Source organism: Nonomuraea harbinensis (genome assembly GCF_019396385.1).
Taxonomy (GTDB): domain Bacteria; phylum Actinomycetota; class Actinomycetes; order Streptosporangiales; family Streptosporangiaceae; genus Nonomuraea; species Nonomuraea ferruginea.
Map to the genome: position 1 here is coordinate 32,132 of NZ_JAHKRN010000002.1, position 26,302 is coordinate 58,433.

Genomic DNA, 26,302 nt, shown 5'->3' on the forward strand with positions numbered 1-26,302 from the left:
AACCGCGAATCCGCTCATGTTTGCGGGACATATAGGGTCGGCGGGGTGAACGTGATGAGCAGATGGATCGATCTCGACGGCGCCGTCAACGTCCGTGACCTGGGCGGGATTCCGACGCGTGACGGCGGCGTCACACAGTTCGGCCGCATCCTGCGGTCGGACAACCTCCAGGGACTGACCCCCGCCGACGTCTCCCGGCTGGTCGGCGAACTCAAGCTGCGGCACGTGGTCGACCTGCGCTCGACCCCCGAGGTGACGCTGGAGGGCCCGGGGCCGCTGGCCGAGGTGCCCGAGGTGACCCATCACCACCTGACGCTCTTCCCCGAGGGCGGGCGGCGCACCGACGTCGAGGCCGACACCATCGAGGCCGACCGGGTGCTGCCCTGGCACGAGCGCCAGGGCGACGTGGAGCTGCGCGTCACCGGCTTCTACTACGGCTACCTGCGCGACCGGCCCGACGCGGTGGTGCGGGCGCTGCGCACGATGGCGCGCGACGACGGCGCGGCCGTGGTGCACTGCGCCGCGGGCAAGGACCGCACCGGCGTGCTGTGCGCGCTCGCGCTGGAGGTGGCCGGCGCCACCCGCGAGGCCATCGTGGCCGACTACGCGGCCACGGGGGAGCGGCTGGAGCTGATCCTGCGCCGCCTGCGCGGCAGCTCCACCTACCGCGACGACCTCGACTCGCGCCCGGCCGACGACCACATGCCGCGCCCGCGCTACATCGAGCAGTTCCTGAGCGTGCTGGACGAGAGGTTCGGCGGCCCGCTCGGCTGGCTGGCGCGGCAGGGCTGGAGCGACGACGACAGCCAGGCGATGTACGACCGCCTGCGCGGCTAGCCCACCCGCACCACGGTCCGCTCGCCGGCCGACCGGCGGGCCGCCTCGATCACGGCCAGCGCCTCCACGGCGCTCTCGGGAGTCACCGGAGGCGGCCCGCCGGTGCGCAGCGCGGACTCCACCTCGCGGTAGAAGTCGAGGTAGGCGCCCGGTTCGGTGGGCACCTCGCGCAGGTCGTCGCCGGCTCCCGCCACGCCCCAGCGGTCCGCGTCCTCCTCGCCGAACCCCGCCGCGGCCGGCGACCGTCCTTCGCGCAGCCGTTCCTCCTGCACGTCGAGCCCGTACTTCAGGTAGGCGCCCGACGAGCCGAGCACGCGGAAGCGCGGCCCGAGGCTCGGGGTCACCGCGCTGACCCACAGGTGGGAGCGCGCCCCGCCCGCGTGCGTCAGCGCGACGAACGTGTCGTCGTCGGCCGCCACCCCGGCGCGCCGCACGTCGCTCTCGCAGTAGACGTGGGTGACCGGGCCGAGCAGCTGGAGCGCCTGGTCGACCAGGTGGCTGCCCAGGTCGTAGAGGAGCCCGGCGGCGTCGCCGGGGCCGCCGGTCTCGCGCCAGCCGCCCTTGGGCGCCGGCCGCCAGCGCTCGAAGCGCGACTCCAGCCGCCGCACCTCGCCCAGCGCGCCCTCCGCGACCAGCCGGCGTACGGTGCGGAAGTCGCCGTCCCAGCGCCGGTTCTGGAAGACGGTCAGCATCAGGCCCTTCGCGGCGGCCAGCCGGGTGACGGCGCGGGCCTCCTCCGCGGTGCGCGCGAACGGCTTGTCGACCACCACCGCCCTGCCATGGTCGAGTGCCTCGGCCGCCAGGCTCGCGTGCGTCCGGTTGGGCGAGGCGACCACCACCAGGTCGCACCGGCCCCACAGCGCCGCGGCCTCGGAGACGGGTTCGGCGCCGTAGCGGGCGGACACCTCGTCGCGACGCGCCGGATCGCGCGTCACCACGGCCGTCAGCCGCAGCCCGGGCGTGGCCTCGATCAGCGGCGCGTGGAAGACCGCCCCCGCCGTGCCGTAACCGATCAGCCCGACCCGGATCTCGTCCATCGCCCCAGGCTACCCGGGGTGATCAATCGTCGTCGCGCTCCGCCAGGAACCGCTCGAACTGCGCCGCCAGCTCGTCGCCGGTCGGCATCGGGATGGACTCGGCGATCAGGTTCTCGCGCTCCTCGCCGGCCGCGAACGCGTCGTACTGCTGCTCCAGCCCGCTGATCGCGCTGGACAGCTCCGCCGAGGAGCTGATCTGCTCCTCGATCTCCACGGTCGTGCGCTCCGCGGCCTCGCGCAGCGCGTCCAGCGGGAACATCAGCCCGGTGTTCCTGGTGACCGCCTCCAGCGCGGCGACCGCGGCCGTCGGGTACTCGGCCTGCGACAGGTAGTGGGGCACGTGCACGGCGAAGCCGATCGCGTCCCGCCCCTCCGCCCCGAGCCGGAACTCCATCAGGGCCGCCACGCTGCCCGGCACCTGCACCCGGCCGAACGTGCTCGGCTTGCCGCTCATCAGCTCCGGCCGGCTGGCGTGCATGGTGAGGCCCAGCGGGCGGGTGTGCGGCACGGCCATCGGGATGCCGTGCATGGTCACCATCTTGCTCACCCCGAACCGGCCGGCGAGCGTGCCGACGGCCCGGATGAACAGCTCCCACGCGCGGTCCGGCTCGGGGCCGGTCATCAGCAGGAAGGGGGTGCCCGTCGCGTCCTTCACGCTGTAGACGACCAGCTCCGGCGTCTCGACCTCCACCCACCTGTCGGTGTCGAACACCATGATCGGCCGCCTGGACCGGTAGTCGAGCAGCCGGTCCACGTCGAACGTCGCGACGACCCGGTGCTCCAGCTCGTCCAGCACGTGGCGCAGCGCGAGCCGTCCGGCGGCCCCGGCGTCGACGAAGCCGTCGAAGTGATACAGCAACACCGGATCGGTCAGCTCGGGGAGGTCCTCGGCGAGCCTGTATAGATCCGTCGGGTCGAACACGTTGGACAGCCTTTCCCTAGGTACTCACATCCAGAACCCACGGCGAGCCGGAACGATTCCGTGCAGGGCACCCTATCGAGACACAACGGGATACAGGGACGGGGACCCGGAGCCCGAAGAGTCCGTCACCAGGCTGTTCGACCCCGCCAGTTCCGGTGGCATGGAGGGCCTGAGCAACGGAGGGGGCGAATGGTTCACAGTATGAAATAACCTGCAAATGCATGATGGTAGCCGAGTGTGGCCTTTCGGACACTCTCTCGTCATGCTGGGTGGGTGGCTACTTCTGCGCACTCCTTTGGTAGGCGACCACTCCGCATCCCTCCGCTCCCGTGCCCCTTCCCCAACGAGATCAACGAGCACGCGGCCGAGGTCGACGCCGAGAGCCATCTGTGGCTGGCCGCCTCGTCCATGCTCGACGGAACCGGCGCGATCGAGCACTTCCGCCGCTCCAAGATCGGCATGCTCGCGGCGCGGACGAACCCGCCCGTGCCCCGCGAGAGCCTCAGACTGATCAACGATTGGTACAACTGGCTGTTCGCCTTCGACGACGCGTTCTGCGAAGGGGAGCTGATGGGCCACCGGCCCTCCGCCTTGGCCCGCGCCCTGCCGCCCCTGTTCGACGTCCTCGACAGACGCAGGGAACCGGCCCCCGGCGACCCCTTCGGCGTCACCCTGCGCGAGCTGCTCGACCGCATCGCCGAGCTGGGCACCCCCGCCCAGGTCGACCGGTGGCGGACGACCGTGAAGGAGTATCTCTTCGCCCAGATCTGGGAGGCCGCCAACCGCGAGGCCGACCTCATCCCCACCCCCGAGGACTACGTCCTCATGCGGCGCATCACCGGCGCCACGTTCACCTGCTTCGCCCTGATCGACGTCGGCGGCGGCTACCGCCTCGAAGCCGAGGAGTGGCACCACCCCGACGTGCGCGCCCTGTCCGACCTCGCCTGCGACCTCATCGGCTGGGACAACGACCTGCTCTCGTACGCCAAGGAACGCGGCAACGACAAGGCCCGGCACAACCTGGTCACCGTGCTGGCCACCCACCGGGCGCTGACCCTCCAGGAGGCGCTGCACGAGGTCTCCAGGATGCACAACGCCGCCATCGACGCCTTCGTCGAGCGGCGCGCCCGCCTCGACACCTGGGCGCCGCTGCCGGTCCGCAGGTACGTGCTGGGCCTCGAACACTGGGTACGCGGCCACATCGAGTTCTCGCTGGGCAGCGCGCGCTACGTGCACGCCTGGCCGACCGGCACCCGCTGGCCGCAGGCCGTCTGATCCGGCCCCCCTCACGCCGTGCCGGTCCCGGGCACGGCGTTCACCGTCTCAGCCGGTGGAGTCCTCCGGGGCGTCCAGGTCGCCGAGCGCGAGCGCGGACGCCTCGTCGAGGTCCAGCCTGCCGCCCTCCTCGAACGCCGCCCAGTAGGCCTTCTCGCCCAGCGACTTCTGGCACTCCTTGACGCACTGGTCGTGGTCGGTGGTGAGGAACGGGGCGCCCAGCATGGGCAGCCCGGCCGTCTTCCAGTTCTGATGGAGCGCGCCGAGCAGCACCGCGGCCACCCGGTCCTGGTCGCGCGCCACGCAGATGCGCGCCGTGGTCTCCAGCGCCAGGAGGGTGCCGAGCGTGTCGTGGAAGTGGCGCTTGACCCGCAGCCCCTCGCGGGCGCTGTGCAGCGCCTCGTCGGGACGGCCGGTGGCCAGCTTGGTCAGCGACATCGCCCACTGCGCGTACGAGCCGACCCACAGCTCGCCCCGCTCACGGCACACCTGCAGGCAGTCCTGCAGCAGCGACTCGGCCTCGTAGACCTCGCCCTGGGCCGACAGCACCAGCGACAGCTCGACGATGGCGGGCAGCAGGCCCGGGTTCAGCTCCTTGTTGTCGGTGTTGAACTCGATCGCCACGCCCAGCAGCGCGCTCGCCTTCTGCAGGTCGCCCTGGAGCAGCGCGGCCGTGCCCTGCATCTTGGAGGCCAGGATCACCGCCCGCGAGTCGCCCACCCGGACCGCCTCGGTGCTGCACGCCTCGGCCGCCTCCAGCGCGCCCACGCTGTCGCCCTGGGCGCTGCGCACGTACGACAGCACCCACAGCGCCTTGCAGCGCTCCTTGCTCACGCCGGGGTTGGCCTCCAGCGCCCGCTCCAGGTAGAGCCGGCCCTCACGGACGAAGCCGCAGCACACCCACATGAACCAGAGCGACGACAGCAGGGTCAGCGCCATGAGCGTCTCGCCGGGGGTGCGCAGCGCGTGCTCCAGCGCGAGCCGTACGTTGTCGTGCTCCTGCCGCATCCGGATGAACCAGTAGATCTGCCGCGGCCCCGACCAGGCGTCCTCGCTGCGGGTGGCCAGCGACAGGTAGTACTGCAGATGCTTGTGGCGCATGACCTGGGTCTGGCCGAGCTTGTCCAGCCACTCCTCGCCGTACTCCGCCAGCGTGTCGATCAGCTTGTAGCGGACCCCGGCGTGGTTGCTGCGGATGAGCAGGATCGACTTCTCCACCAGCCCGGTCACCAGGTCGGTGATGTCCTCCGACGGCAGCCGCTCGTCGGAGCACACGAACCGGGCCGCGTCGAGCTCGAAGTCGCCGGCGAACACCGACAGCCGCGCCCACAGCAGCCGCTCGGCGGGCTCGCACAGCTCGTGGCTCCACCCGATGGCCGCCCGCAGCGTCTGGTGACGCGGCAGGGCCGTGCGGCTGGCCCCGGCCAGCAGGCTGAACCGGTCGGCCAGCAGGCCCAGGATCTGCTCCACCGACAGCGCGCGCAGCCGCACCGCGGCCAGCTCGATCGCGAGCGGGATGCCGTCGAGCCGGCGGCACAGCTCGGCCACCGCGTTGATGTTGTCCTCGTCGAGCATGAAGTCGGGCTGGACGGCCACCGCCCGGGCCGTGAACAGCTGCACCGACTCGTTGGTGAAGAGGTTCTCCATCGGGTCGTCGTCGGGCACCTGCAGCGGCGGCACCGGCACCACCTGCTCGTAGGGCAGGTGGAGCGACTGGCGGCTGGTGGCCAGCACCTTCAGGTTGGGCGCCGCCTCCAGCAGTTCGTGCACCAGCTCGGCGCAGCCCTCCACGAGGTGCTCGCAGGTGTCGATGATGAGCAGCATGTCGCGGTCGCCGACCCACTCGGAGAGCGTCTCGGACTCGGCGCGCGAGGACTGGTCGGCGATGCCGAGCGCGGAGGCGATCGTGTGGCGGACCATGCCCGCGTCCTGCAGCCGGGCCAGGTCGGCGAACCACACGCCGTCGGGGTAAAGACCGCGGACCTGGTGCGCCAGCCGCAGCACGGTGCGGGACTTGCCGACTCCGCCGATGCCCGTGACGGTGACCAGGCGCGACTCACCGAGGTGTCGCTTGAGGTTGGCGAGGAGGCGGGTCCGCCCCACGAAGCTCGTCAGCTCCGCCGGTAGATTGCCGTCTCGCCGCCATCCTGTCGGGGTGGCCATCAACGACCTCACGGGGGATAGGCGACAACCTGCCCTCGCATCGTACCGCCGCTCCCGCGGGGTGTCCCGGCACCGGATTCCGGCCCGGGAGGGGGTTTGTAGCACCGAGTAGCATGATTGCCGTGCAGGATTTTCTCCCGGAGCAGACCTCCGACGACACCGACCTCGGCTGGGGCGACTGGCGCGACGACGACCCCGACGCCTTCTACCTCGACAACCGCCCCCCTCACTGGGGATAGTCCCCGAGACCGGTGCGCGACCCCGCTCAGCTGACGACGTCCTTCACCCGGAAGCGGCGGAAGGCGATCGCGATGAGGATCGCCGCGTACGTGATCGACACCGAGGCGCCCTTGGCCATGCCGCTCCAGTCGAGCTCGGGGGCCAGGGCGTCGATCCAGGCGTTGTTCCAGAACGTCGGCAGGAACTCGCGTAGCACGCCCAGCGCCTCCACCGCCTGCAGGATGGTGCAGACGATCCAGAGCCCCACCGCGCCGCCCACCGCGCCCAGCGGCGAGTCGGTGACGGTGGAGATGAGGAACGCCAGCGCCGCCACGACGAGCTGGCTGACCAGCGCGTAACCGATCACGATGCCGAAGCGGGGCAGCACGTCGAGCGCCGGGATGGTCTCGCCGGTGCCGGGCACCTGGATGTCGTCCCAGCCGAAGGCCAGCGTGCCCGCCAGCAGGGCCATCAGCGGCAGGCAGATCACCGCGGCGGCCGAGTAGCCGAGCGCCACGACGAGCTTCTGCCGCAGCAGCCGGTCGCGCGGCACCGGCGCGGCGAGCAGGTAACGCAGCGAGGACCAGCTCGCCTCGCTGGCCACGGTGTCGCCGCAGAACAGCGCGACCGCCACCACCAGCAGGAAGCTCGCCGAGGCCGACAGCGCGAACGCGGCGAAGTTGAGCCCGCTCTCCGTCGCCAGGTCGGAGATCCGCAGCCCCTGGCCGTTGCCGGGGCCCTGCGGCCCGAACTGGAAGGCGATGACCAGGATCCACGGCAGCGCCAGCAGCAGCCCGAACGCGACGATCGTGCGCCGCCGCTTGAACTGCCGGACGATCTCGACCCGCAGCGGCAGCGTACGCCGCGGCGCGTAGCCGGGTGCGGCCGTCATGCCTTGTCTCCGATCAGGTCGAGGAACACGTCTTCCAGGCGCGGGCCGTGCCCGTTGGTCGCGGTGGCGGTGGCCGTGCTGAGCAGCACCGACACCGGCCCGGTGGTGACGAGCTTGCCGCGGTGCATCACCACCACGTGGCTGCAGGTCTGCTCCACCTCGGCCAGCAGGTGGCTGGAGACGATCACCGTGCGGCCGTCGCGCGCGTAGCGCTTGAGCACCTCGCGCATCTCCCTGATCTGGGGCGGGTCGAGGCCGTTCGTGGGCTCGTCCAGGACGAGCAGGTCGGGCAGGCCGAGCATGGCCTGGGCGATGGCCAGGCGCTGGCGCATGCCCTGGGAGTAGGTGCGCACCGCGCGCTCCAGCGCCTTGCCCAGCCCGGCGATCTCCAGGGCCTCGTCGAAGCGGGCGTCGGCGGCCGGGCGGCCGGTCGCGGCCCAGTAGAGCTCCAGGTTGTCGCGCCCGGACAGGTGGGGCAGGAAGCCCGGCCCCTCGACGAACGAGCCGAGCCTGGACAGCACCGGCGCGCCCGGGGTGACCGGCTCGCCGAAGATGCGGACCCCGCCGCCGTCGGGGCGGATGAGGCCCATCATCATGCGCATCGTGGTGGTCTTGCCGGCGCCGTTGGGGCCGAGCAGGCCCAGCACCTGGCCCTCCTCGACGCGGAACGACAGGCCGTCGACGGCGAGCTCGCCGTTGCGGTAGGCCTTGGTGAGCCCGCTGATCTCCAGCGGCGGTGCGTCGTCCGGCGCCGGGACGCGCTCGGCCGCGGGCGGCCCGGCGGCGCGGCGGGCCCCGGTGCGGCCGGTGGCGAGCACGACCGCGGCGACGGCGATCGCCGCCAGCGGCATCGCCCACACCCACCAGGCGATCCCGGACGGCGGGGCGGCCAGCGAGGACACGGTCGGCACCGACAGGGCGGGCGAGACCAGCCCGATCCGGTAGGAGGCGGGCTCGGCCGGAGTGGCGTAGGCCATGTCGGTCGTGGACACCACCAGCCGCAGCCGGTGGCCGCTCTCGAAGCGGTGGTCGACCGCCGGCAGGGTGACGGTGGCCTCCGCGCTGCCGGCGCCCTCGGGGATCGTCACCCGGAACGGCGCGACCAGCCCGGCGGGCAGCGCCGGCGGCTGGAACGAGTCCGGCACGTCGAAGAGCTTGGCGAACAGCGTCACCTCGCCGCTGCCGTGGACCCTGACCTTGACCGAAGGGCTGCCGGTGAGCTGGAGCGGCGCGGTGAGCGCGGCCGACTCGAAGGCGGCGCTCTGGCCGGGCATGTCGATCGACAGACCGGTGGTGCCCTGGCCTCCGCCGCCGAGCAGGCCGCTCACGCCGGGCACGGTGGAGACGGCGGCGGGTGAGCCGCCCGGCGGGTTGGCGACGTGCTGCTCCGGCCCGCTCAGCGTGACGGCGGTGACGTCGGTGCCGCCGAGTCCGGGGTAGGCGTCGGCCTCGGGGTGCAGGCGGATGCGCTGGCGGGTGCCGGGGTCGCGGCCGCCGTCGCGGGTGATGGTGAAGGCGCTCACCGCGGCGGTGTCGTCGCCCTTGAGGTAGCGGCCGAACCAGGCCAGCGTCTGCTCACGCAGCCAGTCGGCCTCGCCGTCGCCGCCGTCATGGCCGCCGTCGTACCAGGCCAGGGAGACGGGGGTGCCTGCGGCGGCGATGGCCCTGGCGTTCGCGTCGGCATGGCCGAGCGGGAACAGAGAGTCGCGCTGGCCCTGGATGAGCAGCGTCGGCGCCTTGACGCGGCCCGCCACGTGGACCGGGCTGGAGGCCTTGAGCAGCTCGACGGCCTCCGGGGTGGCCTTGCCGGTCGTGGCGACGTCCTGGTAGATCTCGCAGATCGAGGGCAGGAAGCGGCCGCACCGCGCCTGCTCGGCGGTCATCGGCTGCGGCCGGCGGGTGAGCGCCTCCAGCCCCTCGGCGGCGCCGCCCTGGACCGCGCCGCCCTGGCCGAAGAAGATGCCGGCCCACATGCGCTTGAACACGCCGTTGGCGGGCCCGCCGCCCGCGGCGTCGGGGAAGAGCGCGTCGCCCAGGTCCGACCAGGTGATCTGGGGGACGATCGCGTCCACGCGGGGATCGTGGGCCGCGGTCAGCAGCGCGATGGCGCCGCCGTAGGAGGCGCCGGTGATGCCCACGCGCGGGTCGCCCGCCGCGTCGAGCAGCACCTCGGGACGCCCGGCCAGCCAGTCGATGAGCTGCTTGACGTCCTTGACCTCGTAGTCCGGCGAGTTCAGCGCGATCTCGCCGGTCGAGCCGCCGAAGCCGCGCGCCGACCAGGTCAGCACCGCGTAGCCCTGCCGGGCCAGCTCCGTCGCCTCCGCGCGGACGCTCCGCTTGCTGCCGCCGAAGCCGTGCGCGAGCAGCACGGCGGGCGCCCTGCCGCCTTCCGGCGGCGGGAAGAAGGTGACGTCGAGCTCGACCCGCTGGTCGTCGGACGGCCCGTCCACGACGGTGATGCGCTGGGCCTGTCCGCGCACCTCGGGCACGGACGGCCACACCAGCCACACCGTCACCCCGAGCAGAGCGAGCACCGCGACCAGCGCGGCCGTACGTTTCATGCGGGGAGCCTACTTTCCCGACCTGAGAAAACTCTGAGACGGCCCGCACACCGCCCCGGAGCCCCTCACAGGTCGTCGGCGGACAGGCCCAGCTCCCTGGCGGCGGCGGTCTTGACCAGCTCGGTGACGCGGCGCCGGGGCAGCACGCGCCCGTGCACGTTCATCTGTATGGCCAGGCCGTCGCCGAGCGCGAAGATCCTCCAGGTGGAGCCCTCCGGGTCGGGACAGGTGAAGTCCCCGGCGGCGACCCCCGCCTCGATGATGCTCTGCATCACCTGCCTGCTCTGCACGTCCAGCCTGCGGGAGGTGCGCTGCAGGTCCTTGTTGCGCATCGACTCCGCCCAGGCGTCGATCCACAGCCGCCACCCCTCGGGCGAGGCGGTGGGGGAGGAGAGCCTGAGCAGCGCCCGCAGCCGGTCGAGCGGCGGCTTCGGGGAGTGCTCGACGGCGGCGAGCGACTCCATATGGCGTCGTGCGGCGTACGCGAAAGCCTCGGCGAACAGCCGGTCCTTGGTCTCGAAGTGGTAGAAGAGCAGCGCCTGGCTGACGCCGGCCGCTCTGGCGATGTCGATGGTCCTGGTGTGCCCGAACCCCTGCGCGGCGATCACCTCGCAGGACGCCTTCAACAAATCATCACGCCGTAACCGGCCAAAACCTGGAGTCACAGCCCGTAACTCTAATCACCCCGCAGAGGCAATCGTAGGACGAAGCGGGCACCGCGGTCGGAGTCCTCGATCGTGAGCGTACCGCCGTGCTCGCGGGCGATTCCGCGGGCGATGGACAGGCCGAGCCCGGTGCCGCCGGCATCGCGGCTGCGTGAGGCGTCCAGGCGGGCGAACCGCTCGAAGACGACCTCGCGGTCCTCCAGGGCGATGCCGGCGCCGTCGTCGAGCACCTCCAGGGTGGCCTCGCCGTCCTTCCGGACGGTGATGATGATCGTGGACTCGGCGTGCCGCTCGGCGTTGTCGACCAGGTTGGTGATCAGGCGGCTGAGCCCCAGCCGGTCGCCGGTCACCAGCACGTTCGGCTGCAGGGTGGTGACCACCCGCTTGGTCCGCTGCCTGGCCGCCTCCGCGCGGGCCACCTCGGACAGGTCCAGCGGCTCCCGCTCGCCCGGCGCGCCCGCGTCCAGCTTGGCCAGCATGAGCAGGTCGGTCACGATGGCCTGCAGCCGGTCCAGGCTGTCGAGCAGCTCGCGGCCGGTCCTCGGCCAGTCGCTCTCCCCGGGATACAGCAGCGCCTCCTCCACCCGCGTGCGCATCGCGGTGATCGGGCTGCGCAGGTCGTGGGAGGCGTCGGAGACGAACCTGCGCTGCCGCTCGGCCGCGGACTCCAGCCGCTCCAGGGTCTGGTTCGCGGTGACGGCCAGAGACTGGATCTCGTCGTCGTGGCCGGGCACCGGCACCCGCATGCCGACGTCGGTGGCGGTGATCGTGGCGAGGCGGGCGCGGATGCGGTCCACCGGCTTCAGCGTCTTGGTGACCACCCGCCACGCGCCGATCGCGGCCAGCACCACCGGCGCGAAGAAGATCGCGGTCAGGGCGAGCGGCACCCGCGGCGCGACGTACCACGGAACGGCCTTCTCGGTCGTGTAGACCACCCAGTCGCCGCCCGTCGGCCCGGCGAAGCGGTAGGCGACGACCCAGTTGCACTGGCCGGGGTAGAGGGGCAGGTCACACTGTTCCTCGGTGCTGCTGACGGCGCGCTCCGGCGGCACCAGCGTGCTCATCCGCGGCTTCCCGGCGATGTCGGAGTTGGAGAGGAACACTCTGCCCGTCTCGTCGACCACCTGGATGTCGATCTGAGGGTCGGACGCGAGCCGCTTCGGGGCCTCCCCGTGCTGGATCAGCTCGACCACCCGCATGGCCCTGCGCTCCAGCGCGTCGCGCTGGTGGTCGGCGGCCGTCTGGTAGAGCGCGTACTGCAGGAAGCCGCCCGCCGCGGCGCACAGCACGGCCATGTACGCGGTGGCGATCAGCGTCAGTCGCCCGCGCATGGACCCTATGAACCGTGTGACCACCCGCTCCCCTCCGTGGTCATGTCATCACATAGAGTCACCTTAATTCCACTTAGCGGAGATTCGGCGACAAATGGTGCAAATCTCCACCAGATCATTGCTCTGTACGGTCCGCGAAGGCGTGGCTAGAGTAAGTGAGCACTGATGCGAGGGAGTCGATGTGAACCCAGCGGACTACCAGCGCGCCGCCAGGGACTGGCTGGAGCGGAACGTCCCGTCGGAAGGGCGCGCGGACGGTGATCCGATCGCCCAGGCCAAGGACTTCATGGCCCGGCTCTACGACGCCGGATACTCCGGCATCACCTGGCCGGAGCGGTGGGGAGGCCAGGGCCTGACCCAGGAGGAGGAGCGCGCGTTCGCCGCCGCGGCCCGCGACTTCACCCTGCCCATCTATGTGTTCTCCATCGGCCTGGGCATGACCGGCCCGACGCTGGTCGACCGGGGCACCGACGCCCAGCGCGAGCGGTTCGTCCGGCCGCTGCTGCGCGGCGAGGAGATCTGGTGCCAGCTCTTCTCCGAGCCCGGGGCCGGCAGTGACGTGGCCAGCCTGCAGACCAGGGCCGAGCGCGACGGCGACGACTGGATCGTCAACGGCCAGAAGGTGTGGACGTCGGTCGCCCAGCACGCCGACTGGGGGCTGCTGCTCGCCCGGACGAACGTGGACGTGCCCAAGCACAAGGGCCTGACCATGTTCGTGGTCGACATGCACCACCCCGGCGTCACCGTCAGGCCGCTGAAGGACATGAGCGGCCGGTCCAACTTCAACGAGATCTTCTTCGACGACGTGCACATCCCCGACGAGCACCGGGTCGGCGACGTCGACGACGGCTGGAGCGTCGCCGTCACGACACTGCTGCACGAGCGGCTGTCGATCTCCGCCGGGGTCGGCATGGGCGGCCAGAAGGACAACCCCGCCTCGCTGGAGGCGCTGCGCCGCACCGTCGACACGAGCGACCCGCTGGTCCGCGACGAGCTCGTCGAGCTGCACATCCGCTCACGCGCCCTGGCCCTGTTCAACCAGCGGCTGGCCCAGGAGACCGAGGCGGGGGTGTTCCCCGGCGCCCGCGGCAGCGCCGCCAAGCTGCTGCTGGCCGAGCTGACCCTCTACCAGGCCGACCTCGCCACCCGGCTGGCCGGGCCCGAGTCGGTCGTCGGCGGCCACCCGCTCGGCACCGTGCTCTCCACCGCGCCGGGGCTGGCGCTCGGCGGCGGCACCAACGAGATCATGCGCAACATCGTCGGCGACCGGGTGCTCAACCTGCCGCCCGAACCCCGGGTGGACAAGACCGTGCCGTTCAAGGACCTGAAGGTGGGGACGCAGGCGTGAAACTCGTACCCAGCCAGGAGCAGCGCGAGCTGCGCGCCGCCGTCCGCGACTTCCTCGCCGCCGCCTCGCCGCCGGCCAAGGCCCGCCAGGGCCACGACCCCGAGGTGTACGCGCGGCTCAACGGCGAGCTCGGCCTGTCGGGGCTGATCGTCCCCGAGGAGTACGGGGGAGCGGGCGCGGGCTTCGCCGAGCTGGCGGTCGCGCTGGAGGAGACCGGGGCGGTGCTGCTCCCCGGGCCCTTCCTGGCCACCGTGTTCGCCGCGGTCGCGCTGACCCGGGCGCCCGACAAGGAGCTGCTGGCCGGCATCGCCGAGGGCCGCGTCGCCGCCACCCTCGCCCTGCCGGGAGCGGACGTGACGGCTGACGACACAGGCCGCCTCAGCGGCACGCTCCCGCAGGTGCTGTCCGGCATGGAGGCGGACGTGCTGCTCGTGACCGCCGGATCCGCGCTGCACGCCGTCGACCTCACCGCCGAGGGCGTCACCAGGACCCCGCTGGAAACCCTCGACATCACCCGCGGCCAGGCCCGGGTCGTCCTGGACGGCGCGCCCGCCCGGACGCTCGGCGAGCCCGCCGACGGGATCGCCGACCGGCTCGCCGTGGCGCTCGCCGCCGAGCAGCTGGGCGTGCTGCGGGCCGCGCTCGACGCCATCGTCGGCTACGCCAAGATCCGGGTCGCGTTCGGCCGCTACATCGGCTCGTACCAGGGCGTCAAGCACAAGCTCGCCGACATGCACGGCAAGCTGGAGCAGGCCGAGTCGATCGTCCGCTACGCCGCCTGGGCCGCCGACGAGGCCCCGGACGAGCTGCCGGGCGCCGCCGCGCTCGCCCAGGCGTACGTGGGCCGCGCCTGCTTCGAGGTGGCCCGCGACAGCCTGCTGCTGCACGGCGGCATCGGCTACACCTGGGAACACGACGCCCACCTCTACTTCAAGCGGGCCAAGACCGACGAGGTGCTGCTCGGCCCGCCCCGCCTCCACCGTGCCAGGATCGCCGACCTGCTGGAGCTGTGATGGACATCAGCCAGTCGCCCGGCTTCTACGCCATCGCCCAGGCCGACCCCGACCGGGTCGCCGTCATCGACACCGACGGCTCGCGCACCACGTACGGCGAGCTGCACGCGCTGGTCAACCAGGTGTCCCACGGGCTGCGCGGGCGCGGCCTCGGCACCGGGGACGTGGTGGCCGGCGTGCTGCCCAACGGGCTCGACCAGGTGATCATGCTCATGGCCACCGGCCAGATCGGCCTGTACTACGTGCCGATCAACTGGCACCTCGCCGCGCCCGAGATCGACTACATCGTCAAGGACTCCGAGGCCAAGCTCGTCGTCACCAGCCAGGAGTACGCGGTCCCCGGCGCCGAGATCGGCACCGCGGGGCTCGCGGACGGGCAGCCCGCCACCGCGCCCGGCGACCGCACCGCCGGGGCCGTCATGTGGTACACCTCCGGCACCACCGGCTGCCCCAAGGGGGTGCAGCGGCCGCTGCCCGGCGCCGAGCCCGAGGCGATCGTGCCGATGTACACCTGGTTCCTGGGCGAGGTCGTCGACCTGAAGCCGGGCGACGGGATCCACCTGGTGACCTCGCCCATGTACCACTCATCGCCGTGCGCCCACACCCAGTTCGCGCTGCACTTCGGCCACACCGTGGTGATCGCGCCCCGGTTCGAGCCGGAGACCGTGCTGGAGCTGATCGAGCGCCACCGGGTGACGAACGCGATGATGGTGCCGACCATGTTCCACCGGATGCTGCAACTGCCCGCCGAGGTCAGGCGGCGCCACGACCTCTCCAGCCTCCAGCAGGTCATCCACACCGCCGCCGCCTGCCCGGTCGCCGTCAAGCAAGGGATCATGGACTGGTGGGGGCCGGTGCTCTACGAGTACTACGGCTCCACCGAGTCCACCATCGCCTTCTCCGTCAAGCCGCACGACTGGCTGGCCAGGCCCGGCACCGTCGGGCGGCCCGCGCCCACCTTCGAAGCCAGGATCCTCGCCGAGGACGGGACCGAGCTGCCCCCGGGAGAGCCCGGCCTCGTCTACGTCAAGTCCAGCCTCGGCAAGTTCGAGTACCGCAAGGACCCGGCCAAGACCGCGGCCAGCATGCGCGGCGAGTGGTACGCCCCCGGCGACATCGGCTACCTGGACGAGGACGGCTTCCTGTTCCTGTGCGACCGGCGCACCGACCTCATCATCTCCGGCGGGGTCAACATCTACCCCGCCGAGATCGAGGCCGCGCTGCTGGAGCACCCCTCGGTCGCCGACGTCGCCGTCATCGGGGTGCCCGACGAGGAGTGGGGCCACAAGGTGGTCGCCCTCGTCGAGCCGGCCGAGGGCGTCGCCGCCGGCCCGGAGCTGACCGCGGAGCTGCTCGCCCACTGCGGCCCGCGCATCGCCAGGTTCAAGCACCCGAGGGTGATCGAGTACCGGGAGCGGCTGCCCCGCACCCCGACGGGCAAGCTGTCGCGGTCCAAGGTCAGGCAGGAGTACCTCGACGCGGGCTGAACACCAGCTCCTCGGTGTAGCGCTCCGCACCCAGGTAGAAGGAGGCCGACAGGGTCCGCTCGGCGGTGTCGAAGACGGTGCTCCAGAGCGTGCGGAACGGCCCGGACTCGGGCTGCCGCACCGCCTCCAGGCTGTCACGCAGGTCGCGGCCCGACAGCGTGACGCCCTTGCTGCGCTCGTACAGCGCGCGCAGCCGCCCGTACGTGCCGAGCGTGTTCTCGGTGTCGGCGGGCAGCGCCATCGGGTCCGGGTTGCGGTGCAGCAGGTGGTTGGTGACGCACAGCGGCCCGCCGCCGAACTCCACGACGTGCTCCGAGCCGTCCCTGCCGCGCTCCCAGACGAACGCCCCGCCGTGCGCGTCGGCCACCAGGTAGTGCAGCGGCGTGCCGTGGTCGTACTGCTTGGCGCAGAGCAGCGCCTGCTTGGCCTGCTCGGCGGTCTCGCAGGTCTCCACCAGGAACCGGGGCAGCTGCACGCTGCTCAGCCCCACCTGGGGGGAGACGTTCTCCGGCGGGGACGCCTGGTCGATGTCGGCGATGAGCAGCGTCACCGCCAGCCCCGCCTCGTTGATCCCGTCCATGCACCCGTCCAGGTCGGACATCGTGATCACGGTGGAGGCCAGGCCGTCGTCCGGGACCGTGGTGATCACGTACGGGCGCGACGCCATCGGCGGCTCGCCCGGCGCCGGGTCACCGCCCATGACCTCACTGGTGGTCAGCGTGAAGAAGTCGTAGTTGCGGCCGATCCTGCCGTGCCCGTCCGCCGACGCCGACGGCGGCACCCACAGGGCCGAGCAGGCGGAGCCCGCAGGGACGTACCCGAGCCCGTCGAGGGCCAGCTCGTCCTGGTCCGGGTCCAGGCCGAGCGCCTCGGCCGCGCCGTCCATCCGGGCGTGCTGCTGCGGCCAGTGCCGCTCGAACCAGGCCCGCCTGGCCCGGTTCACGGTGGGGTGCGACGGCTGCGGCCGCCAGCCGAGCCGCAGCGCCTCCTCGGTGAGGCGGCGGCCGATCTCGGTCTGGCCGCCCTCCACGGTCATGTGGCGGACGAGCTGGAAGTCGTCCCTGCCGCCCGCGACTTGGGTGATGTTCATGCCGCCGAGGCTGCCGCCCGCCGCTGACCGGGCCCTTACCGCTCGCTGACCGCCCGCCCGTAACGCTCCGCCAGCCGCCGCACCGCCTCCGCCAGCTCGGGCGGGTCCAGCACCTCGAAGTCCAGGCCCAGGAAGCCGATCCAGACGGCCATGCCGTCGAGGTCGTCGCTGCCCAGCTTGAGGACGCAGGTGTCCGGCCCGGCCGGCTCGATCTCCATCCGGTCGCCGAGACTCAGCTCCCGCACCCGCTCGGCCGGGGCGTGCAGCAGCACGGTGCCGCGGTGACGCCACATGGCCGTGTTCACGCCGCGCTCCACGTACGCGGCCACGTCGCCGTCCTCCGGCAGCTCCCGCGCGGTGAACCGGGGGCCCGACGGGACGCGCGGCCTGAGACGGTCGACCCGGAACGTCCGCCAGTCCTGCCGGGTCACGTCGTAGCCCACCAGATACCAGCGGCCGCGCCGGTGCACCAGCCGGTACGGTTCCACGTCGCGGACGGTCGCCGACCCGTCGTGCCCGGTGTAGTCGAAGCGCAGCCGCTCCCGGTCGCGGGCGGCGTTGGCGATCGTGGTCAGCAGCGCGGGCGGCACCGACGGGGCCTCGCCGGGGATCTGCACCGTGTACGCGTTCAGCGCGCCCACCCGCGCCCGCAGCCGGGACGGCAGCACCTGCTCCAGCTTGGCCAGCGCGCGCACCGACGACTCCTCGATGCCCTCCACGCCGCCCCCGGCGGCCCGGCCGAGCCCGACGGCGACGGCCACCGCCTCCTCGTCGTCCAGCAGCAGCGGCGGCAGCGCCGCCCCCGCGCCGAGGCGGTAGCCCCCGGCCACGCCCGGCGTGGCGTGCACCGGATAGCCGAGGCTGCGCAGCCGCTCGACGTCGTTGCGTATCGTCCTGGTGGTGACCCCGAGCCGCGCCGACAGCTCGGGGCCGGTCCACTCCCGGTGCGCCTGGAGCAGAGAGAGCAGCTTGAGCAGGCGGGCGGAGGTCTCCAGCATGCCCGCCAGTCTGCCCCCTATCGCGGAAAGCGCGGTTCCTCGTTCAGCGGTCAGCCGCCGAACATCCGCTGCGCCTGCTGGATCAGCGTGAGCACGGTCAGCGTCCCGAAGAACGCGATCGACCACACCATCGCCCCCAGCCGGTACGAGCGGATCCTGATCGGGGCCGGCAGCGCCTTCCGGTTGAGCCAGATGAGCAGGATCGAGTACACGAACATCATCACCGCGGCGAAGCTCGCCGACAGCACCAGCAGCACCAGCGGCTGGTCGAAGCCAAGCAGCAGGATCACGATGCCGGTCAGCGCCAGCGCCCACACCACGGCGAAGTAGACCCGGTTCTCCGTGACCTGCTTCCCCCTGAGATACACGGTCTTGATCGTGTCGGCGACCAGCCGCGAGGTGTAGTCCACGATCCCCATCGCCGAGGCGAACAGCGCCAGCGCGCCGATCACCCAGAACAGGACGCCGAACCACGGCGCGACCGTCTGCTGCAGCACCTGCCCCTCGACGCCGAGGAAGTCGATGCTGTTCTCCAGCCCCGGCCGCCCGAACACGGTGGAGTACGCCAGCATCGACATCAGCGCGATCGTCACGAACGACACCAGCGCGAACGTGGACGCCTGCTCGATGTTGGCCACCCGCCACCACTGCCGCCAGCGGGCGAGGTTCTCCTTGGTGGGCGCGAACTGGAAGCCGGTCGACGGCGCCGCCTCCTCCTGCCCGGTCACCGGGCTGACCAGGCGCGGCACGTACAGACCCATCCCGAAGCCCTTGTCGCGGATCCAGTTGCTCTGGCACAGGTTCTGCCCGCCGCCCGCGCCCGCGTACGCGATGGCGCCCATGAGCAGCGCGAACTCCAGCGGCGGTACGGGGAAGCTCGCGTCGACCGTCAGGCCGCGGCCGAGGCCCGCCCAGGCGTCGGCGTTGATCGCGAACACGATCGCCACGACGATCAGCGTGAGCACCAGGGCGATCTTGATGAAGATCACCCGCTCCAGCACCGTGTAGATCACCGGCGCCAGCGTCAGCCCGAGCGCGATGACGACGAGCATGCCGATGGCGATCCACCGCACGCTGCCCTCACCGGTGCCGGTCAGGTAGGTGACCATGGTGGCCGAGGTGGTGACCCAGCCGGGCCAGAGGTTCGAGCAGAGCGTCATGAGGACGAAGACCAGGCCCCAGTGGCGCCATAACCGGCTGAACCCGGTGAGCGCGGTCTCGCCGGTGGCCAGCGTGTAGCGCTCGATCTCCATGTTGATGAACCACTGCGTGATGATGCCGATCAGCGCGCCCCAGACGAAGATGAGACCGACCTGGGAGGCGATGTACGGCCACAGGATGAACTCGCCCGAGGCGAGCCCGACGCCGGCGCCGACCAGGCCGGGGCCGATGATGGGCCACGCCGACCGGGGCGGCGGGGGAAGGTCGCGGACGGTGACGGGCGGCAGGACGCGGGAGGGGACCGTGGGGGTGAACTCCGTCATGCGGATCTCCTTATGACAGGCATCCGTAACGGAAGTGGAACTACCCGGTTAATTCCGCTCCACGACATATTCCCCGTGACGGGTGAAGCCGGTGACGCGCGCGCCCGCGGCCATGAGCCCGCCCAGCGTCTCGCGGGTCGCCAGCCGCCACTCCCGGGCCGCGCCGGGGTCCTGCCCGCGCAGCGTCTCGATGTCGGGCGGCGTCGCCACCAGCACCGTGCGCCCCTCGGCCGGCTTGACCAGCGGCCGCCCGCCCGCGTCGGCGAGCACGGCGGGGTAGCGGGCCTCCACCGCCGTGCCCGGCGGCCGGTCCAGCCGCCACACGGCCAGCAGCCGGTCGGACTCGTCGCCCTCGTTGATCTCGTCGGCCATCACCCCGTAGAACCGCTCCAGGTACGCCTCCGGCCTGGCCCCCAGCTTGACCAGGTTGAACCAGGCGTTCCTGCGGACCAGCGGGTCGAACGTCCAGGTGATCCGCTCCAGCCCGCGCCGCAGGCACCACTCCCGCTGGTGCAGCTTGAGCGCGGACCCGGCGCCCCGCCCCGGCAGCGCGCCGGTCACGTGCGAGTGCAGGGCCCGGTCCGCCGCCAGGAACCCGACGGACGCGCCCACGAGCCGGCCGCCCTCGAAGGCGCCCGCGACGTAGCCGCCCGCGTGCGCGAAGGCGATCATCAGCTCGACCGGGACGGGCGCGTTGCGCGGGTCCGGGTGCCAGATGTCGTCGAAGAGCCGGTACGCCGCGTGGAACTCCTCCAACCGGCGCAGCTCGTGTATCTCCACCTGGTGGGTCTACCCGAGCGTGCCGGTGAGGAAGCGGTGCACGTTGCCGCCGATGATCTTCTGCACGTCCTTCTCCGGCAGGCCGCGCCCGAGCAGGCCCTCGGTCACCATGGGCAGCCCCGACGGGCCCTCCAGGCCGGGGACGGCGGCCAGCACGTCGACGCCGTAGCTCACCTCCTCGCACGGCGGCATCACGTCGGCCATCACCTCGCGGATGAAGTCCGGGCCCAGGCCGACGTGGTCGATCCCGGCCACGCCCGCGACGTGCTCGATGTGGTCGAGCAGGTGGTCCAGCGTCGCCTCGTGCTCGTGCTCGGTGAGGAACCCGGCGAAGAAGTTCACGCAGATCACCCCGCCGGTGGCGGCCACCCCGCGCAGCTGCTCGTCGGTGAGGTTGCGGTGGTGGTCGCGCAGCGCCCGCGCGGAGGAGTGGGTCGCCATGACCGGCCGGGTGGCCAGCTCCAGCACGTGCGCCACGCCCGACGCGCCCAGGTGGGACACGTCGAAGATCATGCCGAGCCGTTCCATCTCGCGCAGCGCGGCCACGCCGTGCGAGGTCAGCCCGCTGCCGGTGGCGTCCTCGCCGCTGCCGTCGGCCAGCGGGGTGCGGCCCCAGTGGGCGATCGAGGCGATCCGCACGCCCAGCCGGTGCAGGGTGGGGATCAGCTCGACGCTGGCGTCCAGCCCCGGCATGCTCTCCATGGCCAGCACCAGGGCGATCAGCCCGTCGTCCAGCGCCGCGTCGACGCCCGCCGCGTCCGTGCAGAGCCGCACGTCGCCCGCGTTCCCCTCGGCGATCACGTGCGCGCACTCGATCATGCGCAGCGTCCGCCGCAGCGCGCCCTCGGGACGGTACGGGTCGTCGATGAAGACCGGCAGCACCTGCAGCCGCACCCCGCCCTCCTTGAGCTGGGGCAGCCAGCGCTCGCGGAAGAACGCCGCCCAGCGCTCGGGCGGCCTGGCCGAGACCGCCATCAGCAGGTCGTTGTGGGTGTCGGCGACGACGGAGCGACGGTGCAGGGAAGACGTCATGAGGCGGACGCTACCGCGCGGGCCCGCGCCGCCGCCATGTCGGTCCGCACGAGCTCCGGCCCCCTTCTTGGTCGGCGGATTCAAACCTCCCTGTAGGCGGCGCGCGGGGGCTTGGCGGTCAGCCTGCGGTAGAGCATCGTGGTGCCCGGCCAGTTGTTGGTGACCCGGCCGTCGGCGGTCTTGTACCAGCTCCGGCAGCCGTCGCCCCACACCATGCGCCCCATCGCCTCGTCCAGCCGCCGGCGCCAGGCGTCCATGACCTCCGGCCGCACCTCCAGCCGGCGGCCGTCCGACAGGTGCGGCAGGCAGTTCATGATGTGGTTCACCTGGCATTCGATCATGTAGATGATCGAGTTGTGCCCGAGGTTGGTGTTGGGCCCGTACAGCAGGAACATGTTCGGGAAGCCCGGCGCCGCGATGCCCAGGTAGGCCTCCGCGCCGCCGGCCCACCGGGTGGCGAGGTCCACGCCGTCGCGGCCCGTGACCCGCATCGGGGCGAGGAACTCGGTGCTGCGGAATCCGGTCGCGTACACGATCGTGTCGGCCTCGTGCACCGACTCGGTCGTCTGCACGCCCTTCTCCGTGATGCGCACGATCTTGTCGGTCACCACGTCCACGTTGGGCCTGGTCAGGGCCGGGTAGAAGCGGCTGTCGATGACCACCCGCTTGCAGCCCGGCGGGTAGTCGGGGGTGAGCCTGGCCCGCAGCTCGGGGTCCTTCACCTGGTCGCGCAGGTGGTTCAGGGCGCGCCTGCGCAGCAGGTCCTCGCTCCAGCCTCGGGCCAGCGCCGGGTAGAGCGTGGCTTCCGCGTACCGGTAGATGTACTCGCGGTAGGCGCGCTGCAGGCCGGGCACGAACCGGAACGCCAGCCTGACCGCGGCGTTGAAGGTGGCGTCGGGCTTGGGGATCACCCAGTTCGGGGTGCGCTGGAACACCTCCAGGCGCTCCGCCTGCCGGGCGACGGGCGGGATGAGCTGGGCCGCCGACGAGCCGCTGCCGATCACCGCGACCCTGCGGCCGGTGAGATCCTGCGAGTGGTCCCAGCGGGAGGAGTGGAAGGACGTGCCGGCGAAGTCGTCCATGCCGGGGATGTCGGGCAGGCGGGGGCGGTTGAGCTGGCCGACCGCCATGACCAGGACGTCGAAGGCCTCGGTGGTGCCCGAGGCGGTGAGCTGCCACCGTGAGCCGTCGAAGGTGGCGTCGGTGACCTCGGTGCTGAACCTGATTTTTCGCCTGACGTCGTATTTGTCGGCGCAGTGTTCTAAATAGCCCAAGATTTCCGGCTGTTCCGGATATCTCCGGGTCCAGCTCGCGTACTTCTCGAACGAGTACGAATACAGATGCGACGGGATGTCGCAGCCCGCGCCGGGGTAGCTGTTGTCCCGCCACGTGCCGCCCAGCCCGCCCGCCTTCTCGAAGATCGTGTACGAGCGGATCCCGGCGCGTTCGAGCCGGATCGCCATGCACAATCCGCCGAAGCCCGCGCCGATGATCGCGACCCTAGGTGTCATGCCACCCCTCCACCGAGTCAGGATCCACTTACATTACGCCGAACCAGGTTCGGTGCCCACCCCTCGCCGCCATGACCGACGGAGATCGCGCCGGCCGATAGTCTGCCCTGGTGGCTGCATGGAACCTGACCGACGTGATCGACGTGCTGGAGGCGGCTTACCCGCCCGGCCGGGCCGAATCCTGGGACGCCGTGGGCCTGGTCTGCGGCGACCCGGCCCAGAGTGTGGAGAAGGTGCTGTTCGCGGTCGACCCGGTCGCCGCCGTCGCCGACGAGGCCGTGGAGTGGGGCGCCGACCTGATCGTCACCCACCACCCCCTCTACCTGCGCGGCACGACCACCGTCGCCGCCACCACGCCCAAGGGCAGGCTCGTCCACCGGCTCATCAAGAACGACATCGCCCTGTTCACCGCCCACACCAACGCCGACGTGGCCAACCCGGGCGTTTCCGACGCCCTGGCCCGCGCCGTCGGGCTGACCGGCGACCTGGTGCCGTTGCAGCCGTTCGCCGACGACCCGTGGCGCGGCCTGGGCCGCGTCGGCGACCTGCCGGAGGAGCTGACGCTCGGCGAGTTCGCCGCCCAGGCCGCAGCCGGGCTGCCCGCCACCGCCTGGGGCATCCGCGTCGCCGGCTCGCTGTCCCGCCGCGTCTCGCGCGTCGCGGTCAGCGGCGGCGCCGGCGACTCGCTCCTGGCCACCGCGCGCGCGGCGGGCGTGGACGTGTTCCTCACCGCCGACCTGCGCCACCACCCGGCCAGCGAGTTCGTCGAGGCGGGCGGGCCCGCGCTGATCGACGCCGCCCACTGGGCCACCGAATGGCCCTGGCTCGACACCGCCGCGTCCATCCTCACCGCCAGGGGCGTTAACGTTGAGACACGTGTCTCCGCCACGGTCACCGATGCTTGGACAAGAGGATATTGATCATGAAAGCAGCCCCCGAGGTCCAGAAGAGGCTCCTCGACCTCGCCGAGCTCGACTCCGCGCTCGACCGGCTGGCCCACCGCCGCCGCAGCCTGCCCGAGCTGGCGGAGATCGACGACCAGTCCAAACGCTACGCCAAGCACGCCACCGAGGTCATCGAGGCCGAGACCGAGGCCGGTGACCTGGCGCGGGAGCAGACCAAGGCCGAGAGCGACGTCGACACCGTCCGCACCCGCATCGAACGCGACCAGCAGCGCCTCGACTCCGGCGCCGTGTCCTCCGCGCGCGATCTGGCCGGCCTCCAGTCCGAGATCGTCTCCCTGAACAAGCGGCAGAGCGACCTCGAAGAGGTGGTGCTGGAGATCATGGAGCGCCGCGAGGCCGCCGACGCCCGCGCCGCCGACCTCAAGACCCGGCGCGACGAGGCCAGGGCGACCCTGGCCGACGCCGAGTCCCGCCGCGACGCCGCCCTCGCCGAGATCGACAAGGAGACGGGCGAGGTCCGGTCCCGCCGCGCCGCCGTCGTCGGCGACATCCCCGCCGACCTGCTCAAGCTGTACGACAAGCTGCGCGAGCAGTACGGGGTCGGCGCCGCCATGCTGCAGGGCGGCCGCTGCCAGGGCTGCAAGGTGGCGCTGTCCATCGCCGAGATGAACCAGATCAAGGCCGCCGCCGCCGACGAGGTGGTGCGCTGCGACGAGTGCCGCCGCATCCTCGTCCGTACGGCGGAGTCGGGCCTGTGACCCCGTCCCCCCGCGCTGAGAGGAACGAGTGACCGCCTACATCGTCGAGGCCGACGGCGGCTCCCGCGGCAACCCCGGCCCGGCCGGCTACGGCGCCGTCCTCCGCGACGCGGCCGACGGCCGGGCCCTCGCCGAGGCGGCCGAGGCCATCGGCGTCGCCACCAACAACGTCGCCGAGTACCGCGGCCTCATCGCCGGCCTCCGCCTGGCGCTCGACGTCGGCGGCGAGGGCGCGCGGGTGGCCGTGCGGATGGACTCCAAGCTCGTCGTCGAGCAGATGGCGGGCCGCTGGAAGGTCAAGCACGAGGGCCTGCGCCCGCTCGCCCTCGAAGCGGGCAAGCTGGCCAGGCGGCTGCGGGTGACGGAGTGGACCTGGATCCCGCGCGCCCGCAACGAGCACGCCGACCGCCTGGCCAACGAAGCGATGGACGCGGCCGCCCAAGGCCTCTCCTGGAAGTCCGGCGGGACGCCGTCCGGGGGCGCGTCCGCTTCGGACACGGGCCCGCCGTCCGGGGGCACGCCGGCGCTGGGCACCACGTCCCGGCCCTCCACCCGAGCCCCCCGCCTCGTGGAGCAGACCGACCTCCTCGACCTGTCCGGCCCCACCGCCTCCGTCGCCACCGCCCAGCAGCGCACCGCCAAAGGCACCGGCTGGGCCCCGCCCACCCGGGTCGCCACCTCGCTCGTCCTCCTGCGCCACGGCGAGACCCCGCTCTCCGTCGAACGCCGCTTCTCCGGCCTCGGCGACCCCGAGCTCACCGCCAACGGACTCGCCCAGGCCGCCGCGGCCGCCGCCAGGCTCACGCGCGACCCGTACAAGCTCGACGCCGTCGTCACCTCCCCGCTCACCCGCGCCAGGCAGACGGCCGAGACCGTCGCCGAACGCGCCGGCCTCGACGTGGAGACGGACGAGGACCTCAGGGAGACGGACTTCGGCGCGTGGGAAGGCCACACGTTCACCGAGATCCAGCGCCGATGGCCCGCCGAGCTGGCCGCCTGGCTCGCCGACCCCGACGTCGCCCCGCCGGGCGGCGAGAGCTTCACCGCCGTCGCCGACCGCGTCACCCGCGCCCAGCGCCGCCTCATCGACAGGTACGAGGGCCGCACCGTCCTGCTGGTCTCCCACGTGACACCCATCAAGACCCTGCTGCGCCTGGCCCTGGACGCGCCCCCGGCCGCCCTCTACCGCATGCACCTGGACCTGGCCTGCCTGTCGCTCATCGAGCACTACGCCGACGGCAACCCGGTGGTGAAGTCCTTCAACGACACCGCCCACCTCCGCTGACGGGTCGCGCTCTCGTACAAGTCCAGGAGCCGGTCGTGCCGGGCGCCGCCAGAACACCCGGCACGACCCCTGGCGCCACCGCCCCCCTCAGGCGATGACACCCCGTCATCTCATCGTGCGGATCTTGTCATTTGGTTGCGGACCGCTTGCATGCGCTAATCTCGACACCGGACGAGCCGGCCGGGCGACCGCGTCGGGCCTCTTCACGAGGGCCGCCGAGGAAGGTCCGGGCTCCACAGGGCAGGGTGGTCGGTAACGCCGACCCGGGGCGACCCGCGGGAAAGTGCCACAGAAAGCAAACCGCCTTCCGGACTTCCGGGAGGTAAGGGTGAAAGGGTGGTGTAAGAGACCACCAGCGCCCACGGTGACGTGGGCGGCTCGGTAAACCCCACCCGGAGCAAGGTCAAGAAGGGACGTTCCCCTCGGGGACCGTCCCGCGTGCGCCGCTTGAGGGCTGCCCGCCCGAGGCGCACGGGTAGACCGCTCGAGGCCGCCGGCAACGACGGCCCTAGATGGATGGTCGCCCCTTCGTCTCGGCGAAGGACAGAACCCGGCCTACAGGCCGGCTCGTCCCTCTCCACCCCTGTGACCAGGGGCGGAGCGCTGTTCAAGATTGCCTGTTCCGTCCCTGTTCCGTGAGATTCGGACGCAGAAGTGCGTCAATCGACCCACGCCCGAGATCGTCTTGGTCCGGGAAGAGGTGCCCGTA

Annotated in this window: 21 protein-coding genes and 1 other RNA gene; 9 read left to right on the forward strand and 13 right to left on the reverse strand. The window is 72.1% G+C overall.

Going from position 1 to position 26,302, the window contains the following annotated elements; translation table 11 throughout:
- Positions 1-54 precede the first annotated feature (54 nt).
- Entirely contained in the window at positions 55-837 is a 783-nt protein-coding gene (locus tag KME79_RS02120) for a tyrosine-protein phosphatase (protein ID WP_219543094.1), read from the forward strand.
- On the opposite strand, the gene KME79_RS02125 is transcribed toward KME79_RS02120, so the two are convergent.
- Positions 834-1,874 (reverse strand): Gfo/Idh/MocA family protein, encoded by a 1,041-nt coding sequence (locus tag KME79_RS02125; RefSeq protein WP_219543095.1) that lies wholly within the window; start codon positions 1,872-1,874, stop codon positions 834-836. The genes KME79_RS02120 and KME79_RS02125 overlap by 4 nt on opposite strands.
- Positions 1,875-1,896: 22 nt before the next feature.
- Entirely contained in the window at positions 1,897-2,796 is a 900-nt protein-coding gene (locus KME79_RS02130) for a proteasome assembly chaperone family protein (protein ID WP_148030263.1), read from the reverse strand.
- Between the two features lie 273 nt (positions 2,797-3,069).
- On the opposite strand from KME79_RS02130, the gene KME79_RS02135 reads away from it, so the two are divergent.
- Entirely contained in the window at positions 3,070-4,071 is a 1,002-nt protein-coding gene (locus KME79_RS02135) for a terpene synthase family protein (RefSeq protein ID WP_219543096.1), read from the forward strand.
- Between the two features lie 48 nt (positions 4,072-4,119).
- Here KME79_RS02135 and KME79_RS02140 read toward each other — a convergent pair whose 3' ends face one another.
- From KME79_RS02140 to KME79_RS02160, 5 genes are all read right to left on the reverse strand, one after another.
- Complete coding sequence (locus tag KME79_RS02140; RefSeq protein WP_308248751.1) at positions 4,120-6,246, reverse strand: ATP-binding protein; 2,127 nt, start codon at positions 6,244-6,246, stop codon at positions 4,120-4,122.
- Positions 6,247-6,499: 253 nt separating this feature from the next.
- Positions 6,500-7,345 (reverse strand): ABC transporter permease, encoded by an 846-nt coding sequence (locus KME79_RS02145; RefSeq protein ID WP_148030267.1) that lies wholly within the window; start codon positions 7,343-7,345, stop codon positions 6,500-6,502.
- Positions 7,342-9,906 carry a CocE/NonD family hydrolase gene (locus KME79_RS02150; RefSeq protein WP_219543097.1) on the reverse strand — a complete coding sequence of 855 codons (2,565 nt, stop codon included), beginning with the start codon at positions 9,904-9,906 and terminating at the stop codon, positions 7,342-7,344. The genes KME79_RS02145 and KME79_RS02150 overlap by 4 nt, the downstream gene beginning before the upstream one ends.
- A 65-nt stretch (positions 9,907-9,971) precedes the next feature.
- The gene (locus KME79_RS02155) at positions 9,972-10,532 is read right to left on the reverse strand and encodes a TetR/AcrR family transcriptional regulator (RefSeq protein ID WP_246639149.1); all 561 of its coding nucleotides are present in this window, start codon (positions 10,530-10,532) and stop codon (positions 9,972-9,974) included.
- 50 nt (positions 10,533-10,582) lie between these two features.
- Positions 10,583-11,902, reverse strand: coding sequence for a sensor histidine kinase (locus tag KME79_RS02160; RefSeq protein WP_246639150.1), 1,320 nt, complete (start codon positions 11,900-11,902; stop codon positions 10,583-10,585).
- Between the two features lie 181 nt (positions 11,903-12,083).
- On the opposite strand from KME79_RS02160, the gene KME79_RS02165 reads away from it, so the two are divergent.
- Genes KME79_RS02165 through KME79_RS02175 form a run of 3 tightly spaced genes read left to right on the forward strand, consistent with a single transcriptional unit; the run spans position 12,084 to position 15,750 of the window.
- Positions 12,084-13,250 (forward strand): acyl-CoA dehydrogenase family protein, encoded by a 1,167-nt coding sequence (locus KME79_RS02165; protein ID WP_219543099.1) that lies wholly within the window; start codon positions 12,084-12,086, stop codon positions 13,248-13,250.
- A complete protein-coding gene (locus tag KME79_RS46805; protein WP_219543100.1) occupies positions 13,247-14,263 on the forward strand; it encodes an acyl-CoA dehydrogenase family protein in 1,017 nt (338 codons plus the stop codon). Before KME79_RS02165 ends, KME79_RS46805 begins: the two co-directional genes overlap by 4 nt.
- The gene (locus KME79_RS02175) at positions 14,263-15,750 is read left to right on the forward strand and encodes an AMP-binding protein (protein ID WP_219543101.1); all 1,488 of its coding nucleotides are present in this window, start codon (positions 14,263-14,265) and stop codon (positions 15,748-15,750) included. Before KME79_RS46805 ends, KME79_RS02175 begins: the two co-directional genes overlap by 1 nt.
- On the opposite strand, the gene KME79_RS02180 is transcribed toward KME79_RS02175, so the two are convergent.
- The 6 genes from KME79_RS02180 to KME79_RS02205 form a co-directional block, all read right to left on the reverse strand.
- On the reverse strand, positions 15,722-16,840 hold the full coding sequence (locus tag KME79_RS02180) for a C45 family autoproteolytic acyltransferase/hydrolase (protein WP_219543102.1): 1,119 nt from the start codon (positions 16,838-16,840) through the stop codon (positions 15,722-15,724). The two genes, KME79_RS02175 and KME79_RS02180, sit on opposite strands and share 29 nt — an antisense overlap.
- Positions 16,841-16,875: 35 nt before the next feature.
- On the reverse strand, positions 16,876-17,838 hold the full coding sequence (locus KME79_RS02185; protein ID WP_219543103.1) for a helix-turn-helix transcriptional regulator: 963 nt from the start codon (positions 17,836-17,838) through the stop codon (positions 16,876-16,878).
- A gap of 50 nt (positions 17,839-17,888) precedes the next feature.
- Positions 17,889-19,322: an Nramp family divalent metal transporter gene (locus tag KME79_RS02190; protein ID WP_148030275.1), complete on the reverse strand. Its 1,434-nt coding sequence runs from the start codon at positions 19,320-19,322 to the stop codon at positions 17,889-17,891.
- Positions 19,323-19,370: 48 nt separating this feature from the next.
- Entirely contained in the window at positions 19,371-20,102 is a 732-nt protein-coding gene (locus KME79_RS02195; protein ID WP_148030276.1) for a GNAT family N-acetyltransferase, read from the reverse strand.
- A 9-nt stretch (positions 20,103-20,111) separates the two neighbouring features.
- Positions 20,112-21,134: a dipeptidase gene (locus KME79_RS02200; protein ID WP_148030277.1), complete on the reverse strand. Its 1,023-nt coding sequence runs from the start codon at positions 21,132-21,134 to the stop codon at positions 20,112-20,114.
- A gap of 80 nt (positions 21,135-21,214) precedes the next feature.
- A complete protein-coding gene (locus tag KME79_RS02205; RefSeq protein ID WP_219543104.1) occupies positions 21,215-22,645 on the reverse strand; it encodes a flavin-containing monooxygenase in 1,431 nt (476 codons plus the stop codon).
- 110 nt (positions 22,646-22,755) lie between these two features.
- Between KME79_RS02205 and KME79_RS02210 the strand changes: the two genes are divergently transcribed.
- The 4 genes from KME79_RS02210 (at position 22,756) to rnpB (ending at position 26,167) form a co-directional block, all read left to right on the forward strand.
- On the forward strand, positions 22,756-23,565 hold the full coding sequence (locus KME79_RS02210) for a Nif3-like dinuclear metal center hexameric protein (protein ID WP_261808398.1): 810 nt from the start codon (positions 22,756-22,758) through the stop codon (positions 23,563-23,565).
- 2 nt (positions 23,566-23,567) lie between these two features.
- A complete protein-coding gene (locus KME79_RS02215) occupies positions 23,568-24,308 on the forward strand; it encodes a zinc ribbon domain-containing protein (RefSeq protein ID WP_148030279.1) in 741 nt (246 codons plus the stop codon).
- A 28-nt stretch (positions 24,309-24,336) separates the two neighbouring features.
- Positions 24,337-25,593: a bifunctional RNase H/acid phosphatase gene (locus KME79_RS02220; RefSeq protein ID WP_219543105.1), complete on the forward strand. Its 1,257-nt coding sequence runs from the start codon at positions 24,337-24,339 to the stop codon at positions 25,591-25,593.
- Between the two features lie 172 nt (positions 25,594-25,765).
- Positions 25,766-26,167: RNase P RNA component class A (rnpB, locus tag KME79_RS02225), an RNA gene on the forward strand.
- Positions 26,168-26,302 lie beyond the last annotated feature (135 nt).